The sequence below is a fragment of the Micromonospora sp. NPDC005254 genome (assembly GCF_042872525.1).
In the GTDB taxonomy this organism is placed as follows: Bacteria; Actinomycetota; Actinomycetes; order Mycobacteriales; family Micromonosporaceae; genus Micromonospora.
This window is the reverse complement of sequence record NZ_JBIAKM010000008.1, coordinates 239996-260899: the sequence shown is the minus strand read 5'-3', so window position 1 is coordinate 260899 and position 20904 is coordinate 239996. Positions and strand designations below refer to the sequence as shown.

General features: G+C 70.9%; 18 protein-coding genes. 8 read left to right on the top strand and 10 right to left on the bottom strand.

Going from position 1 to position 20904, the window contains the following annotated elements; all coding sequences use genetic code 11:
* Positions 1 to 27: 27 nt before the first annotated feature.
* Genes ACFYPR_RS24525 through ACFYPR_RS24510 form a run of 4 tightly spaced genes read right to left on the bottom strand, consistent with a single transcriptional unit; the run spans position 28 to position 3432 of the window.
* Positions 28 to 999: an amino acid ABC transporter permease gene (locus ACFYPR_RS24525; protein WP_354862866.1), complete on the bottom strand. Its 972-nt coding sequence runs from the start codon at positions 997 to 999 to the stop codon at positions 28 to 30.
* The gene (locus ACFYPR_RS24520) at positions 996 to 1703 is read right to left on the bottom strand and encodes an amino acid ABC transporter permease (RefSeq protein WP_354862864.1); all 708 of its coding nucleotides are present in this window, start codon (positions 1701 to 1703) and stop codon (positions 996 to 998) included. The genes ACFYPR_RS24525 and ACFYPR_RS24520 overlap by 4 nt, the downstream gene beginning before the upstream one ends.
* Positions 1704 to 1744: 41 nt before the next feature.
* Positions 1745 to 2620 (bottom strand): glutamate ABC transporter substrate-binding protein, encoded by an 876-nt coding sequence (locus ACFYPR_RS24515; protein ID WP_354862863.1) that lies wholly within the window; start codon positions 2618 to 2620, stop codon positions 1745 to 1747.
* A 56-nt stretch (positions 2621 to 2676) separates the two neighbouring features.
* A complete protein-coding gene (locus ACFYPR_RS24510) occupies positions 2677 to 3432 on the bottom strand; it encodes an amino acid ABC transporter ATP-binding protein (RefSeq protein ID WP_354862861.1) in 756 nt (251 codons plus the stop codon).
* A 193-nt stretch (positions 3433 to 3625) separates the two neighbouring features.
* Here ACFYPR_RS24510 and selD point away from each other — a divergent pair, with 193 nt between their 5' ends.
* Both selD and ACFYPR_RS24500 read left to right on the top strand, forming a co-directional pair.
* A complete protein-coding gene (selD, locus tag ACFYPR_RS24505; protein WP_387262647.1) occupies positions 3626 to 4615 on the top strand; it encodes a selenide, water dikinase SelD in 990 nt (329 codons plus the stop codon).
* A 239-nt stretch (positions 4616 to 4854) separates the two neighbouring features.
* Positions 4855 to 5334: a hypothetical protein gene (locus tag ACFYPR_RS24500; protein ID WP_354862858.1), complete on the top strand. Its 480-nt coding sequence runs from the start codon at positions 4855 to 4857 to the stop codon at positions 5332 to 5334.
* Positions 5335 to 5412: 78 nt separating this feature from the next.
* Here ACFYPR_RS24500 and ACFYPR_RS24495 read toward each other — a convergent pair whose 3' ends face one another.
* A complete protein-coding gene (locus ACFYPR_RS24495) occupies positions 5413 to 5670 on the bottom strand; it encodes a DUF2277 family protein (RefSeq protein WP_355133538.1) in 258 nt (85 codons plus the stop codon).
* 56 nt (positions 5671 to 5726) lie between these two features.
* Between ACFYPR_RS24495 and miaB the strand changes: the two genes are divergently transcribed.
* Positions 5727 to 7226 carry a tRNA (N6-isopentenyl adenosine(37)-C2)-methylthiotransferase MiaB gene (gene miaB / locus ACFYPR_RS24490; RefSeq protein ID WP_355064030.1) on the top strand — a complete coding sequence of 500 codons (1500 nt, stop codon included), beginning with the start codon at positions 5727 to 5729 and terminating at the stop codon, positions 7224 to 7226.
* A gap of 46 nt (positions 7227 to 7272) precedes the next feature.
* Here the strand turns inward: miaB and ACFYPR_RS24485 are convergent, their stop codons facing one another.
* The 3 genes from ACFYPR_RS24485 to ACFYPR_RS24475 all read right to left on the bottom strand — a co-directional run bounded on the left by ACFYPR_RS24485 (position 7273) and on the right by ACFYPR_RS24475 (position 12031).
* Positions 7273 to 8649, bottom strand: a complete 1377-nt coding sequence (locus ACFYPR_RS24485; RefSeq protein WP_354862853.1) for a cellulose binding domain-containing protein — start codon at positions 8647 to 8649, stop codon at positions 7273 to 7275.
* Between the two features lie 236 nt (positions 8650 to 8885).
* Complete coding sequence (locus ACFYPR_RS24480; RefSeq protein WP_354863187.1) at positions 8886 to 10481, bottom strand: cellulase family glycosylhydrolase; 1596 nt, start codon at positions 10479 to 10481, stop codon at positions 8886 to 8888.
* A gap of 341 nt (positions 10482 to 10822) precedes the next feature.
* Positions 10823 to 12031 (bottom strand): DUF349 domain-containing protein, encoded by a 1209-nt coding sequence (locus ACFYPR_RS24475; protein ID WP_354863188.1) that lies wholly within the window; start codon positions 12029 to 12031, stop codon positions 10823 to 10825.
* A gap of 201 nt (positions 12032 to 12232) precedes the next feature.
* Here ACFYPR_RS24475 and ACFYPR_RS24470 point away from each other — a divergent pair, with 201 nt between their 5' ends.
* Genes ACFYPR_RS24470 through dapF form a run of 3 tightly spaced genes read left to right on the top strand, consistent with a single transcriptional unit; the run spans position 12233 to position 14764 of the window.
* Positions 12233 to 12964 (top strand): class III extradiol dioxygenase subunit B-like domain-containing protein, encoded by a 732-nt coding sequence (locus ACFYPR_RS24470; RefSeq protein ID WP_354863189.1) that lies wholly within the window; start codon positions 12233 to 12235, stop codon positions 12962 to 12964.
* Positions 12961 to 13893 (top strand): tRNA (adenosine(37)-N6)-dimethylallyltransferase MiaA, encoded by a 933-nt coding sequence (gene miaA / locus ACFYPR_RS24465; protein ID WP_355064028.1) that lies wholly within the window; start codon positions 12961 to 12963, stop codon positions 13891 to 13893. Before ACFYPR_RS24470 ends, miaA begins: the two co-directional genes overlap by 4 nt.
* 7 nt (positions 13894 to 13900) lie before the next feature.
* Positions 13901 to 14764: a diaminopimelate epimerase gene (gene dapF / locus ACFYPR_RS24460; protein ID WP_355064026.1), complete on the top strand. Its 864-nt coding sequence runs from the start codon at positions 13901 to 13903 to the stop codon at positions 14762 to 14764.
* A gap of 126 nt (positions 14765 to 14890) precedes the next feature.
* Here dapF and ACFYPR_RS24455 read toward each other — a convergent pair whose 3' ends face one another.
* The gene (locus ACFYPR_RS24455) at positions 14891 to 16357 is read right to left on the bottom strand and encodes an NAD-dependent malic enzyme (RefSeq protein ID WP_354862368.1); all 1467 of its coding nucleotides are present in this window, start codon (positions 16355 to 16357) and stop codon (positions 14891 to 14893) included.
* A gap of 185 nt (positions 16358 to 16542) precedes the next feature.
* Between ACFYPR_RS24455 and hflX the strand changes: the two genes are divergently transcribed.
* Together hflX and ACFYPR_RS24445 are read left to right on the top strand one after the other, a co-directional pair.
* Entirely contained in the window at positions 16543 to 17997 is a 1455-nt protein-coding gene (hflX, locus tag ACFYPR_RS24450) for a GTPase HflX (protein WP_354862366.1), read from the top strand.
* Between the two features lie 50 nt (positions 17998 to 18047).
* Positions 18048 to 19703, top strand: coding sequence for a hypothetical protein (locus ACFYPR_RS24445; protein WP_355064025.1), 1656 nt, complete (start codon positions 18048 to 18050; stop codon positions 19701 to 19703).
* A gap of 68 nt (positions 19704 to 19771) precedes the next feature.
* Here ACFYPR_RS24445 and lexA read toward each other — a convergent pair whose 3' ends face one another.
* Positions 19772 to 20557 carry a transcriptional repressor LexA gene (gene lexA / locus ACFYPR_RS24440; protein WP_091400540.1) on the bottom strand — a complete coding sequence of 262 codons (786 nt, stop codon included), beginning with the start codon at positions 20555 to 20557 and terminating at the stop codon, positions 19772 to 19774.
* Positions 20558 to 20904: the final 347 nt, after the last annotated feature.

Sequence of the window (20904 nt, the reverse complement as noted above, 5' to 3'; positions counted from 1 at the left end):
CTGGCCCTTCTGCTTTCGAGCTGAGCGTCAGGAGCCTCCGCCGGCACCCTCGGCCTGAGACATGAGCGCCGCGGGAGGCGGGTTCTGCGCCGGGGTGCCCGCGGTCTTGCGGCCCCGGGAGAGCCGGCGTTGGACGTACTGGGCCACCTTCGACAGCGAGTAGTTCACCACGATGAAGAGCACGGCGATCACGACGTACACCTGGATCGGGTTGCCCAGCACGCCGATGATCTGCTTGCCGATGTTCAGGGTTTCCTCGTAACTGATGATGAACCCCAACGAGGTGTCCTTGAGTACCACAACCAGCTGGCTGATGAGTGCCGGCAGCATGATCCGGAAGGCCTGCGGCAGCAGGATCATCCGGGTGGTCTGCGTCGGGGACAGCCCGATGGCTGCGGCGGCCTCGGCCTGACCGCTCGGCAGCCCCTCCATGCCGGACCGGAGAATTTCGCCGATCACCACGGAGTTGTAGATCGTGAGGCCGATGACCAGGTACCAGAGGTTGTCAAGGTAGAGGCCGAACTCGGGGAAGCCGCGGGCCACGAAGAAGATGGTGAGCACGACGGGTAGGCCGCGGAAAACCTCGACGCAGACACGGGTTACCGCCGACAGCAGCGTGCTCAGCCCGCGCAGCAGGTACGCAATTGGAGTTGCCATGCCGGCGTAACGGAGCCGGGTCAGGCTCTTGAGCTGGATCCGGAGTACGGCGAGCAGAGTGCCCACTATCAGTGAGGTCACGATGGCCAGTGCCGCTGCGATCAGCGTGTTCTTGAAACCGAGGCCGATCCGATGCCACACCTGGGAGAAGTTCTCGTTGGAGGGGTCGACCAGCGGCCCCCACAACTCCATCGACAGCTGGCCCTTCTCGTCCAACGGCCGGTAGATCAGGAAGTAGGCCCCGACGAGCAGGACCAGGCCGGCGAAGATGCTGCTGACCAGCGTGATCCGCCGCTGCCGAGGCCCGGGGATGTCGTAGAGGACGCTGGTCTGCTGACTCATCGGGCCACCGCCTGTCGCTTCTCGATCCGGTCCAGCAGGGCGCCGAGTGGCACAGTCATGATCAGGTAGCCGACCGAGACGCCGATGGCGACCGGGATGAACGCGTAGCCCTCGGCCCCGGTGAGCTGGTCAGCCGTGGCGGAAAGGTCGCCGACCACTCCAAAGAAACCGGCCAGCGCGGAGTTTTTGATCATCGCGATGATCACCGAGCCGAGCGGCACCACCGACGCCTGCCAGGACTGCGGCAGTACCACGTGGCGCAGGTTCTGGCCGAAGGTCAGACCCAGCGACCGCGCGGCTTCTGCCTGGCCGGCGGGCACCGCGTTCACGCCGGACCGCAACGCCTCGCAGACGAACGCGGCGGTGTAGAGCACGAGGGCGATCAGCGCGAACCGGAAATACGGCAGGTCGGTGCCGAGCCGGCTGAACAGCGAGTCGAGCACCGGGATGCGGAGGAAGTCCGCGTTGGAGCCGAGCGCTGGCAGACCGAAGGCGGCGAAGAACATCACCACGGTCAGCGGCATGTTACGGAAGACGTTCACGTACGTGGTGCCGAGCGCGCGCAGCGGCGGCACCGGGGAGATGCGGAGCACCGCGAGGATCCCGCCCAGGATGAGGGCGCCAATCGCGGCGAGTACGCAGATCTGGAGGGTGAGCCAGAAACCACCCGCAAAGACGTCGAACTTGTCGATGAGCACGTTCACGGGTCGGTGTTCCTCCCCACCCTCCAGATCGAAGGATCAGATCAGTAGCGGTTGATGGTGGGCGCCGAGCCCAGTTCCGCGCCGAACTTGCCAGCGGTGTCGTCCCAGGCCTTCTTCCAGCTGCCGTCGGCGACCGCCTTGTCCAGGGTGTCGTTGATGAAGCTGCGGAAGTCGGCATCTTCCTTCTTCACCCCGATGCCGTACGGCTCCTTGGTGAAGTTGTCGCCGGCCAACTTGAAGGAGGCCTCGTCCTTGGCGATGTAGCCGAGCAGGATCACATTGTCCGTGGTCACGGCGTCGACCTGGCCGCCCTTGAGGGCGTCACGGCACTTGTCGTAGGTGTCGAAGAGCACCAGCTGGGTGCCCACGTCCTTGACGTACTTCTTGATCGTCTCGGCCGGGGTGGAGCCGGTCACCGAGCAGACCTTCTTGGTGCCGTCCTTGAACGAGTCCGGCCCGGTGATGGTGGTGTCGTCCTTCTTGACCAGGATGTTCTGGCCAGCCTCGTAGTACGGGCCTGCGAAGGCGATCCGCTCCTTGCGCTTGTCGTTGATCGTGTACGTCGCGGCGACGAAGTCGACGTTGCCGTTGACGATCACGTCCTCGCGGACCTTCGAGGGGGCCTCAACCCACTCGATCTTGTCCTCGGGGATGCCGAGCTCCTTGACGATGATCTTGGCGATCTCGACGTCGAAGCCCTCCGGCTTGCCGGACAGGCCCTTCAGACCGAAGCCGGGCTGGTCGAACTTGGTGCCAACCTTGATCTTCTGGGCCTTGTTCAGCTTCTCCATGGTGCTGCCGGCGGCGAAGGACTTGCTGCCAGCACCGGTGTCCCCGCCGTCGTCGCCACCACAAGCGGTGAGGCCGAGCGCCAGAGCGGCGACCGCGGCGACTGCCGCAACGCGCTTGATACGCATACTCTTCTCCTTCTTCAACGGAGCCCACCGAGTACGGCGCGCTCCACTACGGACGCCTAGTGCGTGAGGATCTTGGAGAGGAAGTCTCGGGCCCGCTCGCTGCGCGGGTTCGCGAAGAACTCCGCTGGCGGGGCATCCTCGACCAGTTGCCCGTCGGCCATGAAGATGACCCGGTTGGCGGCGTGCCGGGCGAAGCCCATCTCGTGGGTGACCACGACCATCGTCATGCCGTCACTGGCCAGCGAGGTCATCACGTCCAGCACCTCACCGACCATCTCCGGGTCCAGGGCGCTGGTCGGCTCGTCGAAGAGCATCGCCTTGGGCTGCATGGCCAGGGCGCGGGCGATCGCTGCCCGCTGCTGCTGACCGCCGGAGAGCTGGGCCGGGAACTTGTCCGCCTGGTTGGCGATGCCGACCCGGTCGAGCAGGGCCAGGCCGCGTTCGCGGGCAGCGGCCGGCTTCTCCTTGCGGACCTTGATCGGGCCGAGGGTGACGTTCTCCAGGATGGTCTTGTGGGCGAAGAGGTTGAAGGACTGGAAGACCATGCCCACCTCGCTGCGCAGCTTGGCGAGGGGCTTGCCCTCGGCCGGCAGCGGCTGGCCGTCGAAGGTGATGGTGCCGGAGTTGATCGGTTCCAGTCGGTTGATGGCGCGGCACAGCGTCGACTTGCCGGAGCCGGACGGGCCGATCACCACGACCACCTCGCCCCGACCCACCGACAGCGAGACGTCGTCCAGCACGTGCAGCGGCCCGAACCACTTGTTGACCGCGTCCAGCACGATGAGCGGTTCGCCCGTCGTCACGTCGTCCACCGTCCCTGTCGTCTCCCGGATCGGGGTCGGTTGACCCCCGGTTGGGCAACTGTAGGCGGCGTGATGTGGCGGAACGCAACTCAGTTGGTCACGGAGCGGTAACACCGGTCCCGATCGTTGTCGGGGGTCCGATTTTGGTCACCACCGGGCCGCAACGGTGGCGTCGAGACCGGCTTGTCGAGATCATGGGGGGATGACGGAACCGGTACGGCTGACCCGTTACGCGCGCGGCGGTGGCTGCGCCTGCAAGATTCCGCCGGGCGAGCTGGAGGTCATGGTGGCCGGTCTCGGCCCGGCCACCGGCACCGCCGAGCTGCTGGTCGGCCTGGACCACGGCGACGACGCCGCGGTGGTCCGCCTGGACGAGCGGACGGGCCTGGTCAGCACCGCGGACTTCTTCACCCCGGTCGTCGACGACGCGTACGACTGGGGGCGCATCGCCGCGGCCAACGCGTTGTCCGACGTGTACGCGATGGGTGGCATCCCGCTGGTGGCGCTCAACCTGCTCTGCTGGCCGCGCGACGTGCTGCCGCTCGAGTTGGCGCGCGAGGTGCTGCGCGGCGGTCAGGACGTGGCCCGGGAGGCGGGTTGTCACCTGGCCGGTGGGCACAGCGTGGACGACGACGGCCCGAAGTACGGCCTCGCGGTCACCGGCACCGTGCGCCCGGAGGAACTGATCACTCTGGACGCCGGCCGGGCCGGGGTGCCGCTGTCGCTGACCAAGCCGCTCGGGGTGGGCGTGCTCAACACCCGGCACAAGGCGACCGGTGAGAGCTTCCCGGAGGCGGTCGCCTCGATGAGCGCCCTCAACCGGGACGCTGCGCGGGCGGCGGTAGCCGCCGGTATCCGGTGCGGCACCGACGTGACCGGCTTCGGCCTGCTCGGGCACGCCTCGAAGCTGGCCCGTGCCAGCCGGCTCACGGTGGCCATCGACACCGCCCGGGTGCCGTACCTGGCCGGCGCGCGGGAGGCGCTGCGCGACGGGTACGTCAGCGGCGGCAGCCGTCGCAACCTGGAGTGGGTCACGCCCTGGACGGATTTCGGCGCGGCGGACGAGGGTGAGCGGTTGCTGCTGGCCGACGCGCAGACCTCCGGCGGTCTGCTGGTCGCCGGTGAGCTGCCGGGCGCGCCAGTGGTGGGCGAGCTGCTGCCCCGCGGGGCGCACCTGGTCGTCCTGCGCTGACGGACAGCGCGGCGAGGCCCGGACGCAGTGTCGGGACACGCGGTCCCGGTGGTGCGGATGGCGCACGATAGCCGATAAACTGTCACCTTCCCGCTACTCCGAGCAATGCCGCTCAGGGAAATTTTGCCCGGAATGGTCACAGACCGGTAACTTGCCCCCGGCTGGGGTCAAATGCCCCCCACCATCGTCAGTAAGGCCCGATCCGGAGGCCGGTGGGACGAACGCAGCGAGGAGGCGGAATGACCGAGCTGTGGAACTGGAGAATCGATCGGGTACGACCCGTGGAGGTCTACCCGGCGCTGGCCGAGGCGCTCGGTCGGGTGGTGATGCCGCTGGCAGTGGCGGACCCGGCCCGGTTGCCGGCGTACGCGGTGGTGTGTGACGTCTGGCAGGCGCCGGGCGAGTTCTCGACGGTGGTCGACTGCTACGGGGTGCCCGACCGGCTCTCCGAGCACGCCAGCATCGCCGCGCTGGCCCGACTGCTGGGCCGCAACTGCCTGCTGCGCGACGACACGCTCGACGCTGGCCGGCACCTGCTCGTCGCACCGGACGGGACGGTCCGCCCGGTGCACTTCGACGTCCGGGACACCGACGACGGCGAGGTGCTCAGCCGAAAGCGGCTGTGCACGCTGGGTGACCCGGGCTGCCGGGGCTGGTCGCAGTGTCACCGCTCGCGCTGGGCTCCCGACACCGTCGCGCCGGTGCTCGCCGCGGCCTGACCCGGTGCCCAGCCGGCCGGGCCGAGCCGGGGCCGGTGCCCGTGCCGGTGCGCCGAAGAGGCCGGTGCGCCGAAGAGGTCAGCCGCGCCCGGTGGCGGCGGTGGCCGGCCGGTCGGCGGCGCCCGACCCGCCACCCCGCACGACCAGCTGGTCGAGCAGGGTGCGGGTGGCCTCCGTCACGGCGGCCACCGCGGCCTCGAACGCGGCGGCGTTGTGCGCGGCGGGCGCCCGGAAGCCCGAGATCTTCCGGACGTACTGCAACGCCGCCGCCTCGATGTCCGCGTCGGTCACCTGCGGGGTGAACGGCTCCCGCAACGTCTTGATGCTTCGGCACATGTCGGGTGCTCCTCGGTTCGGGGTGATCCGGCCGACCCGGATACGCTGTCCTGGTCATGACTACCGCAGCGGCGGGCAGCCCGCGCACCTACCAGGTGCGCACCTATGGCTGCCAGATGAACGTGCACGACTCCGAGCGCATCTCCGGCCTGCTCGAACAGGCCGGCTACGTGCGCGCGCCCCAGGCCGACGACACCCCGGACATCGTCGTCTTCAACACCTGCGCGGTGCGGGAGAACGCGGACAACCGTCTCTACGGCAACCTCGGTCATCTGCGCCCCGTGAAGGACAAGCACCCGGGGATGCAGATCGCCGTCGGTGGTTGCCTGGCGCAGAAGGACCGCGGCGAGATCGTCCGCAGGGCGCCCTGGGTGGACGTGGTCTTCGGCACGCACAACATCGGTGCCCTGCCGGTGCTGCTGGAACGTGCCCGGCACAACGCCGCCGCCGAGGTGGAGATCCTGGAGTCGCTGGACGTCTTTCCGTCCACGCTGCCGACCCGCCGCGAGTCCACGTACGCCGGCTGGGTCTCGATCTCGGTGGGCTGCAACAACACCTGCACGTTCTGCATCGTGCCCGCTCTGCGCGGCAAGGAGAAGGACCGCCGTCCCGGCGACATCCTCTCCGAGGTGCGCGCCCTGGTCGACGAGGGCGTGCTGGAGGTGACCCTGCTCGGGCAGAACGTCAACTCCTACGGCGTCGAGTTCGGTGACCGGTACGCGTTCGGCAAGCTGCTGCGCGCCTGCGGCGAGATCGACGGGTTGGAGCGGGTCCGGTTCACGAGCCCACACCCGAAGGACTTCACCGACGACGTGATCGCCGCGATGGCCGAGACGCCGAACGTCTGCCACTCGCTGCACATGCCGTTGCAGTCCGGCTCCGACGACGTGCTGAAGGCGATGCGCCGCTCGTACCGCTCCGAGCGTTACCTGGGGATCATCGAGAAGGTCCGTGCGGCGATGCCGGACGCGGCGATCACCACCGACATCATCGTCGGCTTCCCCGGCGAGACGGAGGCCGACTTCCAGCGCACGCTGGACGTGGTGCGCGAGGCCCGGTTCTCCTCGGCCTTCACCTTCCAGTACTCGAAGCGCCCCGGCACTCCCGCCGCGACCATGGACGGCCAGTTGCCCAAGCAGGTCGTGCAGGAGCGCTACGAGCGGCTGGTCGCGGCCGTCGAGGAGATCTCCTGGGCGGAGAACAAGCGACTGGTGGGGGAGCCCGTCGAGGTGCTGGTCGCGGTCGGCGAGGGCCGCAAGGACGAGCGGACCGGGCGGCTCTCCGGCCGGGCCCGCGACGGCCGGCTCGTCCACTTCGACGCCGGCAGTTTCGCCGGGTCGATCCGGCCCGGCGACATCGTGCACACCACAGTCACGTACGCCGCGCCGCATCACCTCAACGCCGACGGAGCGCCGCTGTCGCACCGGCGCACGCGGGCCGGCGACGCCGCCGAGGCGGGGCGCTCCCCGCGTACCCCCGGGGTGTTGTTGGGCCTGCCCACGATCGGCGCACCGGCGGTCGCGCCCGCGCCCACCGGCGGCTGCGCCGCGCACTGACCCCGGCCGGGGCCCGCCGGCACGGCGGACCCCGACCGGCCCACGGTCAGACCGTGATCCGACCGGCGCCGGCGCCAGCCGTCACGATGGACTTGACGGTGCTCGCCGTGTCCAGTTGGTACGAGTACGGGATGCTGGCGACGCTGCCGCCGGTCTGCCCGGCCGGCGAGTTGACGAAGTAGTTGTTGCGGGCGACCAGGCGGCCCGGCCCGGAGTCGGCCTCGCCGAGGTGGTACGTGTCCGGGACGTTCTCGAAGTAGTTGCCCTCGACGAGCACCCCGGCGTTCTCGGTGGAGGCCACGCCGTAGCCGGTGTTGGCCCGGTAGTAGTTGTTGTAGACGTGCACCGGGTTGCCGAAGCGCACCCGCGGGTTGCGCTGCTTGCTGCCGTCGAACCAGTTGTGGTGGTAGGTCACCCGCAGGTGGCCGGTGTCCTGCGCGCCGTTGTCGTCGCTGTGGCCGAGCAGCATGGTCTTGTCGTGGTTGAAGACCCGGTTCCACGACACCGTGACGAAGTCCGACCCGCGCTTGATGTCGACAGCGCCGTCGTACCCGTTGCTGAAGGTGTTGTGGTCGATCCAGATGTTGGTGGCCGACTCCTGCACGTTGATCGCGTCGTCGTTCCAGTCCCGGAAGGTCAGGTTCCGGATGATGACGTTGCGGTCACCGCTGACGTTGAGTCCGCAGCCGACGATTGTCGCGCCGGAGTTGCCGAGGATGGTCTTGTTGGACCGGACGCGCAGCATCCCCGAGCAGGAGATGGTCCCGGAGACGCGGATCACGGCGGAGCCCGTGGCGTTCAGGGCGCTGGTCAGCGCCGAGGCGTTGGTGACGGTGGTGGCCGGTGCGCCGCCACCGCCGGTGGTGCCGCCGTTCTGGGTGGCCCAGCCGACCAGGCCCGTCTGCGGCGGGACGCTCGGTGGAGGATCGCTGGGGATCGGCGGGGTGGTCGGCGTGCCCGGTGTGGTCGGCGTGCCCGGAGTGGTCGGGGTGGTGGTGCTGCCGCCGGTGCAGGCGACGTTGTTCAGGGTGAAGCTGGTCGGGGCCGGGTTGCTGGAGTTGTTCCAGCTCGCGTTGAAGCCGAACGAGGCGCTGCCGTTGGTGGCCAGGTTGCCGTTGTAGTCGACGTTGGTGGCGGAAACCTGAGCGCCGCTCTGTGTGACGGTGGCGCCCCACGCCTGGCTGACCTGCTGGCCGGCCCCGTACGACCAGCGCAGCGTCCACCCGGAGACCGGGTCGCCGAGGTTGGTGACCGTGACGTTGCCGGTGAACCCGCCCGGCCACTGGCTGGCGACCGAGTAGGCGACCTGGCAGCCGGCGGCCGCCTGGGCCGAGACGGCGGTCAGGAGCCCGCCGGTGACCAGGGCCGCGGTGGCGGCGGCGGTGGTGGCGAGCAGCGTCATCCGACGCTGTGATGTGCGCATGCTGCTTCCTCTCGATGAGGCGGACGGACCGTCGCGACGCCCATGCCCGTGGGCGACGAGGTAGGCCGGGACCCATGGCTCCCGGGCCCGCCGGTGCAGTTCGGTGAAAGCGGCTCCCGCGCTCACGCCGGCCACTGCGGAGGCAAGCGCTTTCCCGATGAGAACATAGAAGCACCTGGATGTAAATGCCCGGGGTGGCCGGCGCCCACGACGTGGGCACCGGCCACCCCGGCGACTCAGCAGCCGGCGCCGTTGAGCTTCACGGTTGCCGGGGCGCTGGCCGCGCCGTTGGCGGTGAAGCCCACGGTGACCGAGGCCCCCGCCGCCAGGGACGGCGCGTGACTGGGCGCGGCGGCGGTGACCGTCGTGCCCGACTGGGTGACGGTGGCGTTCCAGCCACTGCCCAGCGTCACGCCGGACGGCCAACTCCAGGTCACCGACCACGGGTTGACCGCGGCCGTACCGGTGTTCTTCACGGTCAGCTCACCCTGGAAGCCGCCCTGCCAGGCGTTTACCTGCCGGTAGGTGGCCGTGCAGGCGCCCGGGGGCGGGGTCGTCGGCCCGCCGGTCGGTCCACCTGTCGGCCCGCCGGTGGGTCCGCCACCGGACGGCGCTATCAGGTACGGCTGGAGGATCGCCTGCTTGGTGGTGTTGATGTTCGTCCAGTCGTCCAGCGCGATGCCCCCGGTGTCACCCGAGTTGGGGTTCCACGACCAGTAGGTGAAGGACATCCCGGTCACCCCGGTGCCGGTGTACGCCATCAACTTCTCCAGCCACACCCGGTCCTTCGGGTCGGCGAGGGTGCTGCCGAACTCACCCATCATGATCGGGGCGATGTTCTGCTTGTAGAGGTAACCGAAGTACTTGTCCCAGATGGCCGGCATGTTCGCCGGATAGTCGGGGGCGTCGAACCAGGTCTGCCGGTAGACCGACGTGGCGTACTCGTGCGGCGAGTAGACCAGCCGGTTGGCCACGTTCAGCCGTACCGGGAACTGGCCGGCCTTCGACAGGTTGCCGCCCCACCAGCCGCAGTCCTCGTCGTTGCTCGGGTCGTTGTCCCACACGTTGGAGAGGCCACCACTGGGGCAGCTCACCCCCTCCACGAAGATCAACCAGTTGGGCTGGACACCGAGGATGGCGTTGCCGGCCCGCTCGGCGGCGAGCCGCCAGTCCCGCGCGGTGTCGCCGCAGCCCCAGCACGCGCCGGTGGCCGCCGGGTTGGTCCCCTCGGCGTGCGGCTCGTTGTGCAGGTCCGCGCCGATCACGGTGGGATTGCCCGCGTACCGCTGGGCGAGCATCTTCCAGTCGTTGATCCAGGTCGCCTCGGAGACCGTCGACGTGTACCAGAGCGGCGACTGCCCGGCCGACGTCGGCCGGTGCCGGTCCAGGATGATCCGCATCCCCTTGCTGCCGGCGTAGTTGATCACCTTGTCCAGGATCTGCAACGGCGAGAGCCCGATCAGGTCCGGGTTGACGAAGTCGTTGATCCCGGTGGCGGTCGCGCCCGGCTTCAGCGCGTCGTTCGAGTACGGCACCCGCAACGTGTTGTAGCCCAGCCGGGCCATCGTGTCGAGCTGCCCCCGCCACGGATTGCTCGACCAGAGCCCGTGGAAGGTCTTGTTGTCGGTCTCCATGCCGAACCAGTTGATGCCGGTCAACCGGACCGTGGCGCCGGTGCTGTCCACGATCTGGCTGCCGTTCGTGTGCAGATAGCCGGTGCCGGTGCCCGCGGCGGAGGCCGGGGCGGTGCTGACGGCGGTGGCGATGAACACGCCGGCCGCGACGGTGGCGAGCGCGGTCAGCGCACCGCCGAGAGCTTTGGGACGGACCATTCGAGCTCCACTTCAAAGGCCCGGCGTCGGCCATGGGCCGCGCGGGCGAGCTGCCGTCGGCACGTCACGGCCCCTTGGGGGTACGCGGACAGTGCGCGACGGTCCATGTCACGCGGACGGGGACACTCGCGGAAGCTCACCGGCCGATCCTCGACAGCGGAGCCCCGCCGTCGTCGCCCTCGTCCCGGTGGCCCTACCTGGCTCCGTCGCCCATTCTCATCAGCCCGCCTCAATGCGTCAACTGCACGGCCCCGCGGCCCCGCCCGTGCCGTGCGGCGTTCCCGGACACGCGAGAGCCCCCGGTCCCTTGCGGGGACCGGGGGCTTTCGGACAGCGTCAGCTCAGCCGGCCTGCTCGGCGAGCTGGAGGAACTGCCGCTTGGAGGCGAGGGCCTGCTCGGCCTCGGAGATCCGGCGGGCGTCCCCGGCGCTCTGCGCCCGGGCCAGCCGCTCCTCGGCCTCCGCCACCTGGGCCCGCATCTGGGCGAGCAGCGGATTGTCCTCCTTGGTGGTGCGGCGCCACGCCGAGTCCATCACGTCGCGGACCTTGTCGTCGATGACCCGCAACCGGCGCTCCAGCCCGGCGGCCGCCTCGCGGGGCACCCGGCCAGCCTCGTGCCACTGGGCCTGGATCTCCCGCAGCTTGGCCTGGGCGCCCTTCGGGTCAGCGTCGATGTCCAGGGCCTCGGCCTCGGCCAGCAGGGCCTGCTTACGCTCCAGGTTGCCGCGCTGCTCGTTGTCCCGTGCGGAGAAGACCTCGCTGCGCCGGCTGAAGAAGGCGTCCTGCGCGGCCCGGAACCGTTCCCAGAGCTTCTGCTCGGCCTCCTTGGAGGCACGCGGGGCGGCCTTCCACTGCGTCATCAGCTCCTTGAGCTGGTTGGCCGTGGCCGCCCACTCGGTGGAGTCCTTGATCTTCTCGGCCTCGGCGACCAGCTCTTCCTTGACGGTCTGCGCCTGCTTGCGCGTCGCGTCCAGCGAGGCGAAGTGGGCGCCCCGACGCCGGGTGAACCCGTCCCGTGCGGCGGCGAACCGCTTCCACAGCTCACCGTCGGCCTTCTTGTCGACCCCGCGAATGGTCTTCCACTCGTCGAGGATGTCCTTGAGCCGGTCACCGGCCGTCTTCCAGCCGGTGGACTCGGCGGCGAGCTTCTCGGCCTCCTCGACCAGCGCGGTCTTGCGGGCCAGGGCTTCGACGCGTGCGGCGTCCCGGGCGGCCCGGGCCTCCCCGGCCTTCTCCTCGGCAAGGGTCGCCAGCTTGTCCAGCCGAGCGGCCAGGGCGTCGATGTCGCCGACCACGTGGGCCTCGGGCAGCGTGGTGCGGATCCGCCGAATCGTGCTCAACGAATGCCCGGCGTCCGCCGCGCCCGAGTTGAGCCGCGCTTCGGTCAGGTCCACCTCGGTGACCAGGTCGGCGAAGCGGCGTGCGAAGTGCGCGAGACCCTCCTCCGGTGCTCCCGCCTGCCAGGATCCGACCACCCGCTCGCCCTCGGAGGTCTTGACGTAAACGGTGCCGTCCGCGTCCACCCGTCCGAAGGCAGTCCAGTCGCTCATGTGCCCATCCTCGTTCTCCCGGCGTCGAGGGAGCCGTCCCCCGTCGCCGCCACGGCGCAGCCAAGTTACTTCCGGCATTGTCACAGGTCCGACCCGGTCCCCGTCGAGCGCCTATCGCCGACCGTGACCATACGGTGTCCTAGAGCCTGATTGACCGGATCGGCGCGGAGACGCACCGGGCATTCCCGCTACGGTGAACGGGTGCCACTGGTCGCCGCCGCTGTCTGCCCGCATCCGCCCCTGCTCGTGCCCGAGGTTGCCGGTGCCGCCGCCAGCGAACTGGACGACCTGCGGGCGGCCTGTGACCTCGCCGTACGCCGACTGCTGGCCGCCGATCCGGACGCGGTGGTGCTGCTCGGCGTCGGCCCGTCGACCGGCCCGATCCGGCCCCCGGCCACCGGTTCCCTGCAGCCCTGGGGCGTCGACCTGGACGTGCCCCTGATCCCCGGTCAGCCGGACCGGGGCGCGGTGCTGCCGTTGAGCCTGACGGTCGGCGCGTGGCTGCTGGCCCGGCACGCCGTGCGTCCCGCCGTGGCCGCCGCGGCGGTGACCGCCGTGCAGGTGACCGCCGACGCCGGGCCGGTGGAGGTGGCCGCGCTCGCCGAGCAGGTCGCCGCGGCGGGCGAGCGGGTGGCACTGCTGGTGCTCGGCGACGGGTCGGCCTGCCGGGGGGAGAAGGCCCCCGGGTACGACGACCAGCGCGCCCTGCCGTACGACAAGCGGGTCGCCGCGGCCCTGTCCGAGGCGGACCTGGACGCCCTGCGCGACCTGGATGCGGGTCTGTCGGGGCAGTTGAAGGTCGCCGGCCGGGCGTCGTGGCAGGTGCTCGCCGAGGCGGCCCGGTCGAGCGGCGCGGGGTGGCGCGGCGAGCTGCTGCACGACTCGGCCCCCTACGGCGTGGCCTACTTCGTGGCGTCCTGGGAGCGGGCGTGACCGGCGGCGCAGCGGTCCCGGTCGGCACGGTCGTGGCGGTGGTCGGCCCGACGGCGGCGGGCAAGTCGGCGTTGAGCATCGCGCTCGCGCACGCGCTGGACGGGGAGGTGGTCAACGCCGACTCGATGCAGCTCTACCGGGGCATGGACATCGGCACCGCCAAGTTGACCCCCGCCGAGCGGGAAGGGGTGCCGCACCACCTGCTCGACATCTGGGAGGTCACCGAGCCGGCCAGCGTCGCGGAGTACCAGCGGCTGGCCCGCGCGGCCGTGGACGACATCCTGTCCCGGGGACGGGTGCCGCTGCTGGTGGGTGGCTCGGGGCTGTACGTGCGGGCGGTGCTGGAGCGCTTCGAGTTCCCCGGCACCGACGCGGCGCTGCGCGAGCGGCTGGAACGGGAGTTGGCCGAGGTCGGCCCGGCTCCGCTGTACGCGCGGCTGCGCGCCGCCGACCCGGTGGCCGCCGAGGGCATCCTGCCCGGCAACGGCCGGCGGATCGTGCGGGCCCTCGAGGTGATCGAGCTGACCGGCGCGCCGTTCGCCGCGTCACTGCCGCAGCCGACCCCGTACTACCCGTCGGTGCAGCTCGGCGTCGACCTGGACACCGGGCTGCTGGACGAGCGGATCGCGCTGCGGGTGGACCGGATGTGGGCCGACGGTCTGGTGCCCGAGACCCGTGAGCTGGTGGGTCGAGGGCTGGCAGAGGGACGAACGGCCAGCCGGGCGCTCGGCTACCAGCAGGTCCTGCGCCTGCTCGACGGTGAGCTGACCGAGGCGCAGGCGCACGACGAGACCGTCCGGGCCACCCGGCGCTTCGTCCGGCGGCAGCGGTCCTGGTTCCGGCGCGACCCGCGGATCCAGTGGCTGGACTCGGCGACGCCGGACCTGATCGGGGCCGCGCTGCGTCTGGTGCCGGCCGCTGCGCGATGATGGGGGCGTGGAGTTCACCAAGGGCCACGGCACCGGCAACGACTTCGTCCTCCTGCCCGACCCGGACGGTCAGCTCGACCTGACCCCGGAGCTGGTCGCGGCGCTCTGCGACCGGCGGCGGGGCATCGGCGCGGACGGCGTGCTGCGGGTCGTCCGGGCGGCCAAGCATCCGGACGGCGCCGGGCTGGCCGGCGAGGCCGAGTGGTTCATGGACTACTGGAACGCCGACGGTTCGTTCGCCGAGATGTGCGGCAACGGCGCGCGGGTCTTCGTGCGCTACCTGCTCGACAACGATCTGGCCACGCCGGCCGGCGCGGCGTTGCCGGTGGCCACCCGGGCCGGCGTCGTGCGCGCGCTGGTCGAGGGCGACGCCGTGTCCGTCGAGATGCGCCGCCCCCAGGTGTACGGCTCCTCGACCGCCACCCTGGGCGGGCTGACCCTGCCCGGCACGGCTGTGGACATCGGCAACCCGCACCTGGTCTGTGTCCTGCCGGCGGGCGTGGAGTTGGCCGCGCTGGATCTCACCGTCGCGCCCGGGTTCGACCCTGAGGTCTTCCCGGCCGGCGTCAACGTGGAGTTCATCGTGGCGGGCGACCCGGTCGACGGCACCGACGGGCACTCCCTGATGCGGGTGTACGAGCGTGGCAGCGCCGAGACCCTGTCCTGCGGCACCGGTGCCTGCGCGGTGGGCGCGGTGGCCCTGCGCGACGCCGGCCGCGACACCGGTGTGGTCGCCGTCGACGTCCCCGGCGGCCGCCTGACGGTGACGGTCACCGAGAACTCCTGCTGGCTGTCCGGCCCCGCCGTCCTGGTGGCAACGGGCGAGATCAGCCTTTCCGCGCTGACCAACCCAACCCACCCCCTCCTCTGACCCACCGCGCCCACATCGCGGGCGCGCCGCGTCGATCATGAAGTTATTGCCAGCCTGCTCGGCGTGTCATGGCAATAACTTCATGATCGACGGAGGGGCGGGGTCGGGTGCCCGGCGGTTCGTGCGTTACGGGGTGGCGCTGGCGTTGGCCGCGATCTCGGGGAGGTCGGTGGGGCCCGGGTCGGCTGCCGGGAGAGGGCTGGGGTTGTTCGCGGCGGCCCGGACGGCGGCCGCGACCGCCGGGGCGACCCGCGAGTCGAAGACGCTCGGCACGATCACCGTCGGGTTGATCTTCTCCTCACCGACGACGTCGGCGATGGCCCGGGCGGCCGCGATCGCCATCTCCTCGGTGAACTCCTCGGCGTGCGCGTCAAGCATCCCGCGGAACACGCCGGGGAAGGCGAGCACGTTGTTGATCTGGTTGGGCTGGTCCGAGCGGCCGGTGGCGACCACCGCGGCGTACTTGCGCGCCTCCCGGGGGTCGACCTCCGGGTCCGGGTTGGCCAGCGCGAAGACGATGGCGTCCTTCGCCATGCCGGCGATGTCGTCGCCGGTGAGCAGGTTCGGCGCGCTGACCCCGATGAACACGTCGGCGCCCCGGATCGCGCCGGGCAGGTCGCCCGCGTAGTTCTCCTTGTTGGTGTTCTCCGCCAGCCACTGCCAGGCCGGGTTGAGGTCGGTCAGCCCGCGGTGCAGGGCGCCCTGGCGGTCGTACGCGATGATGTCGCCGACGCCCTGGCGCAGCAGCAGCTTCATGATCGCGGTGCCCGCCGCGCCGGCGCCGGAGACGACGACCCGGACGTCCGCGAGCTGCTTGCCCACGACGCGCAGCGCGTTGGTCAGCGCGGCCAGCACGCAGATCGCGGTGCCGTGCTGATCGTCGTGAAAGACCGGGATGTCCAGCGCCTCGCGCAGCCGGGCCTCGATCTCGAAGCAGCGCGGCGCGGCGATGTCCTCCAGGTTGATCCCGCCGTACGCGGGCGCGATCGCCTTGACGATCTGCACGATCTCGTCGGTGTCCTGCGTGTCCAGCACGACCGGCCAGGCGTCCACCCCGCCGAAGCGCTTGAACAGCGCGGCCTTGCCCTCCATCACCGGCAGCGACGCGGCCGGGCCCAGGTTGCCCAGCCCGAGCACCGCGGAGCCGTCGCTGACCACCGCCACCGTGTTGCGCTTGATCGTCAGCCGTCGGGCGTCCGCCGGGTTCTCGGCGATCGCCATGCAGACCCGGGCCACCCCCGGGGTGTACGCCCGGGACAGCTCGTCACGGTTGCGCAGCGCGACCTTGGAGGTCACCTCGATCTTGCCGCCGAGGTGCAGGAGGAAGGTGCGGTCCGACACCTTGCGCACGTCCACGCCGTCGAGCGCGGTCAGCGCCTCGACCACCTGGTCGGCGTGACCGGCGTCGGCGGTGTCGCAGGTCAGGTCGACGATCACGTTGGTCGGGTCCGAGTCCACCACGTCCAGCGCCGTGACGATCGCTCCGGCCTCGCCGACGGAGGTGGTGAGCCGGCCGATCGAGGACGCGTCCGCGGTCACGGCGATCCGGATGGTGATCGAGAATCCGGCGCTCGGCAGTCGGGTGATGGCCACGGGGTCCCTCCGTCACGGCTGTGCGGCCGGTCGGCCGCCGCCCCCGCATTTCTACCGGGTTGTCGAGGTCGACCGGTATTCGCCCCCACTTTTGGCGACCTCCAGCACGGGCATATAGCAGGTGCGTTCGGCGTTGTGCCATGTCAGGATTACGTTCTACTCATCATTTCGGACAGGAGAACCGCTTGCGAGACCAGGAGAGCTTCGTCCCCGTCGAGGACGAGTTCGACGACGTCACCACTGGCGAGATGGAGCTGTCGGAGCGACAGTCCCTGCGACGCGTTCCGGGCCTGTCAACCGAGCTCACCGACGTCACCGAGGTGGAATACCGCCAGCTGCGACTGGAGCGGGTCGTCCTGGTGGGCGTCTGGACCGAGGGCACGGTCACCGACGCGGAGAATTCCCTGACCGAGCTGGCCGCGCTGGCCGAGACCGCCGGCTCGCAGGTGCTCGAAGGGCTGATCCAGCGTCGTACCCGACCCGACCCGGCCACGTACATCGGTCGCGGCAAGGTCGACGATCTTGGCGCGGTGGTGCTGTCCACCGGCGCCGACACGGTCATCTGTGACGGTGAGCTGTCGCCGTCGCAGCTGCGCAACCTGGAGCAGCGCACCAAGGTCAAGGTTGTCGACCGGACGGCGCTGATCCTCGACATCTTCGCCCAGCACGCCAAGAGCAAGGAAGGTAAGGCGCAGGTCGAGCTGGCCCAGCTGCAATACCTGCTGCCCCGACTGCGCGGTTGGGGTGAGACGCTCTCCCGCCAGACCGGTGGTAGCGGTCGCGGCGGCGGCGCGGGCGGCGGTGTGGGTGTGCGTGGTCCCGGTGAGACCAAGCTGGAGACCGACCGTCGGCGCATCCGTCACCGCATCTCCCGGCTGCGTCGCGAGATCAAGAGCATGCGCACGGTACGCGTCACCAAGCGCGCCCGTCGCACCCGCAACTCCGTGCCCGCCGTGGCCATCGCCGGCTACACCAACGCCGGCAAGTCCAGCCTGCTCAACCGACTGACCGGCGCGGGCGTGCTGGTGGAGAACGCGCTCTTCGCGACGCTCGACCCGACCACCCGCAAGGCCACCACCTCGGACGGGCGGCTCTACACGCTCTCCGACACGGTGGGCTTCGTCCGGCACCTGCCGCACCAGATCGTCGAGGCGTTCCGCTCGACGCTGGAGGAGGTCGCGGAGGCGGACCTGGTGGTGCACGTCGTCGACGGCACCCACCCGGATCCGGAGGAGCAGGTCCGGGCGGTGCACGAGGTGCTCGCCGAGGTGGGCGCGGACCGGCTGCCCGAGCTGCTGGTGGTCAACAAGACCGACGCGGCCGACGAGGACGCGCTGCTGCGGCTCAAGCGACTCTGGCCCGAGGCGATCTTCGTCTCGGCGTACTCGGGGCGGGGGATCGACGCCCTGCGGGCGGCGATCGAGGAGCGGCTGCCGCAACCCGCCGTGGAGGTCCGGGCCGTGCTGCCGTACGACCGGGGTGACCTGGTGTCCCGGGTGCACCGCACGGGCGAGGTGCTCAGTACGTCGCACCTACCGGAGGGCACCCTGCTGCACGTTCGGGTCAGCGCGGCGCTCGCCGCCGAGCTGGCGCCGTTCGACGTGCAGCGCGAGGGCCAGGCGGTCGGCAGCCGGCCCTGAGCGGCCCCGGCGTCATCCACCGGAAACGCGCGGCATGCGACACTGGCCGAATGCGCCGCGTTGTTTCCTCGGTCACGGTTGCCCTCGGCCTGCTCGGGGCAACCGTGGCGCTGGCCGGAGTCGCCGTAGCCGCTCCCGCTCCCGGATCATCCCAGCCGCCCGGCGCCACCCCTGGCAAGAAGCGCTGCTCGGTCACCGACGAGCGGCTGCGGGAGCTGTCCGGGCTGGTAGCGACCAAGACCGGCTACATCGTCATCAACGACGGCACCGAGGTTGAGGCGCGCAAACGGATCTTCTTCCTCGACAGCAAGTGCAAGGTCGTCAAGGAGCCGGTCCGCTACTCGGGTCAGGGGCCGTTCGACACCGAGGACCTCGCCGTGTCGCCGAAGGGCGACACCCTGTGGATCGGTGACATCGGCGACAACACCACCAACAAGGAGCGGCGGTCGCGGATCGCGGTCTGGACCATGCCGATCACCGGTACGAAGCAGCCCGTGCTGCACCGGCTCTCCTACCCCGAGAACAAGCCGCACGACGCCGAGGCGTTGCTGGTGGGGGCCGACGGCCTTCCGCTGATCATCACCAAGGTGTCGAGCGGCAACGCGGAGATCTACACCCCGACGGCGAAGCTGAAGAACGGCGACACCGCGCCGGTGCCGATGAAGAAGGTCGGCGAGATCAAGCTGCCGAAGACCACCACGGAGAACCCGCTCAGCGTCTACGGGCGGCTCGCGGTCACCGGGGCCGCCCGATCGCCGGACGGCAGCCGCGTCGTCGTCCGGACGTACGCGGACGCCTTCGAGTACGACGTGACCGACGGCAACATCGTCGGGGCGCTCACCACCGGCAAGCCGCGGGTGACGCCACTGGCCGACCCGTTCGGTGAGGCGATCTCCTACACCCCGGACGGGAAGACCTTCGTCACCGTCTCCGACGGCGGGCAGCTCACCGCGGACGAGCCCGTCGACATTCTGAGCTACACGCCGTCCAACAGCGTGGCCGCGCCCGTTGCCGCTCCCGGGGGTGCCAACCCGGCCGCCGAGAAGTCCTGGATCGACGGGCTCAGTCTCGATGACATCACCTACCTCGTGGGCGCGGTCGGCGTGCTCGGTCTGCTGCTCGTCGGCGCCGGCATCGTCGGCATCCTGCGGGCCCGCCGCCGGCCACCGGCGGCCGACGATTCGGACTCGACGGATGACCGGGACGACCGGCGCGGCGCAGGGCGGGACGAGGGCGCCCCGCCCGGCGGTGGCCGTCCCGGCACCGGCGTGTACGGCGGGGCGGCGGCCGATGGCGGCGTCTACGGCGGTGGTTCCGGCCGGGGCGGTCCCGCTCCTGCTGGCGGTGCCGTGTACGGCGGCGGCGGTGCGCGCCCAGCCGGTGAGGGGGGTGGCGGCGGTTACGGCCCCGCCCGCCCCGGCGGTGGTGGCGGCGGTGCTCCGGTCGGGGGCGGTGTCTACGGTGGCGGCCGTGCCGGCGGCCCCGGAGGTCCACCCGGCGGTGCCGGTGGCCGACCGGGCGGCGGGGTGTACGGCGGCGGTGGTGGTCAGCCCGGCGGCGGTCGGGCGGAGCCGCCACGGCGCGGTGGGCAGGAGCCGGACTACCGGGGCCAGCGGCCCGGCCGTCGGCGGGACGGCGACGTGCCCGGCGACCCGTACGGGCAGTATCCCGGGGGCGGCCGTGGCCAGCGGGGCGACCGCTACTGACACGGTCAGCGCATCGGTCCGGCCGCGCGGGTGAGCGCGGTGGGGCCACTCACCCGCGCGCCGGCCGGTCAGATCCGGCGGAGCACCGCCACAACCCGGCCCATGATGGTGGCGTCGTCGCCGGGGATCGGGTCGAAGGCGGGGTTCTGCGGCATCAGCCAGACGTGCCCGTCGCGTCGCCGGTAGGTCTTGACGGTGGCCTCGCCGTCGAGCATGGCGGCCACGATCTCGCCCGAGTCGGCCGTCGGCTGCTGCCGGACGACCACCCAGTCGCCGTCGCAGATCGCCGCGTCGAGCATCGAGTCACCCTTGACCTGGAGCATGAACACCTCGCCCTCGCCGACCAGCTCGCGGGGCAGGGGGAAGATGTCCTCCACTGCCTGCTCGGCGAGGATCGGCCCACCGGCGGCGATGCGGCCGAGCATCGGCACGTACGCCGGGGTGGGCCGTTGGGCGCGGGACAACTCGTCGTCGATGGCCTCGCTGGGGGCACGGACGTCCACCGCTCGGGGCCGGTTGGGGTCGCGGCGGAGGAAGCCCTTCTTCTCCAGCTCCTTGAGCTGGTAGGCGACGCTCGACGGGGACACCAGGCCGACCGCCTCGCCGATCTCCCGGACGCTCGGCGGGTAGCCGTGCCGCTCGACCCAGGTGCGGATGAACTCCAGGATGCGGCGCTGGCGGGCGGTCAGGTCGACCGTCGCGGGGTCGGGGAAGGCGCTGACCACCGGGGTGACCGGGCGCACGGCGGGCTGACCCGTCCGGCTGCGCGCGGCGCTGCGGCGTCGGGTGGCCGGCGGGCCCGCCTCGGTGATCTGCTGCGGGCTCTTCGGCCGGCTGGCCCGGTCTTCGGTCACGTCCGTCCTCCCTGGTCGGCGCTGGGTGCCTCGTCGGCTCGTGGTGCGTGCGGTGGTGCCATGTTGTTCATGACCGTATAGGTGAGATCGGTCATTTTCAAACATCTGTACGACCTCTCACCGGCGTGTCGGGGTGAAAAACCGCTCCGGTCGTACGGATGTTCTGATAAATGGTACGTCGAGTAGCACGGATGTTCGATCGGTGGCTGTTTTCCGGGGCGTTCCGGCCGTGCGGCCGGTAACCAGGGCGGGTTCCCGGCGTTGGTTCTGCGGTGAGGTGGCAGATGCGGATGACCGGATGGTCCGTGACGCGCCGGACACGCCGGTCGACTTGACCCGGGTTCACC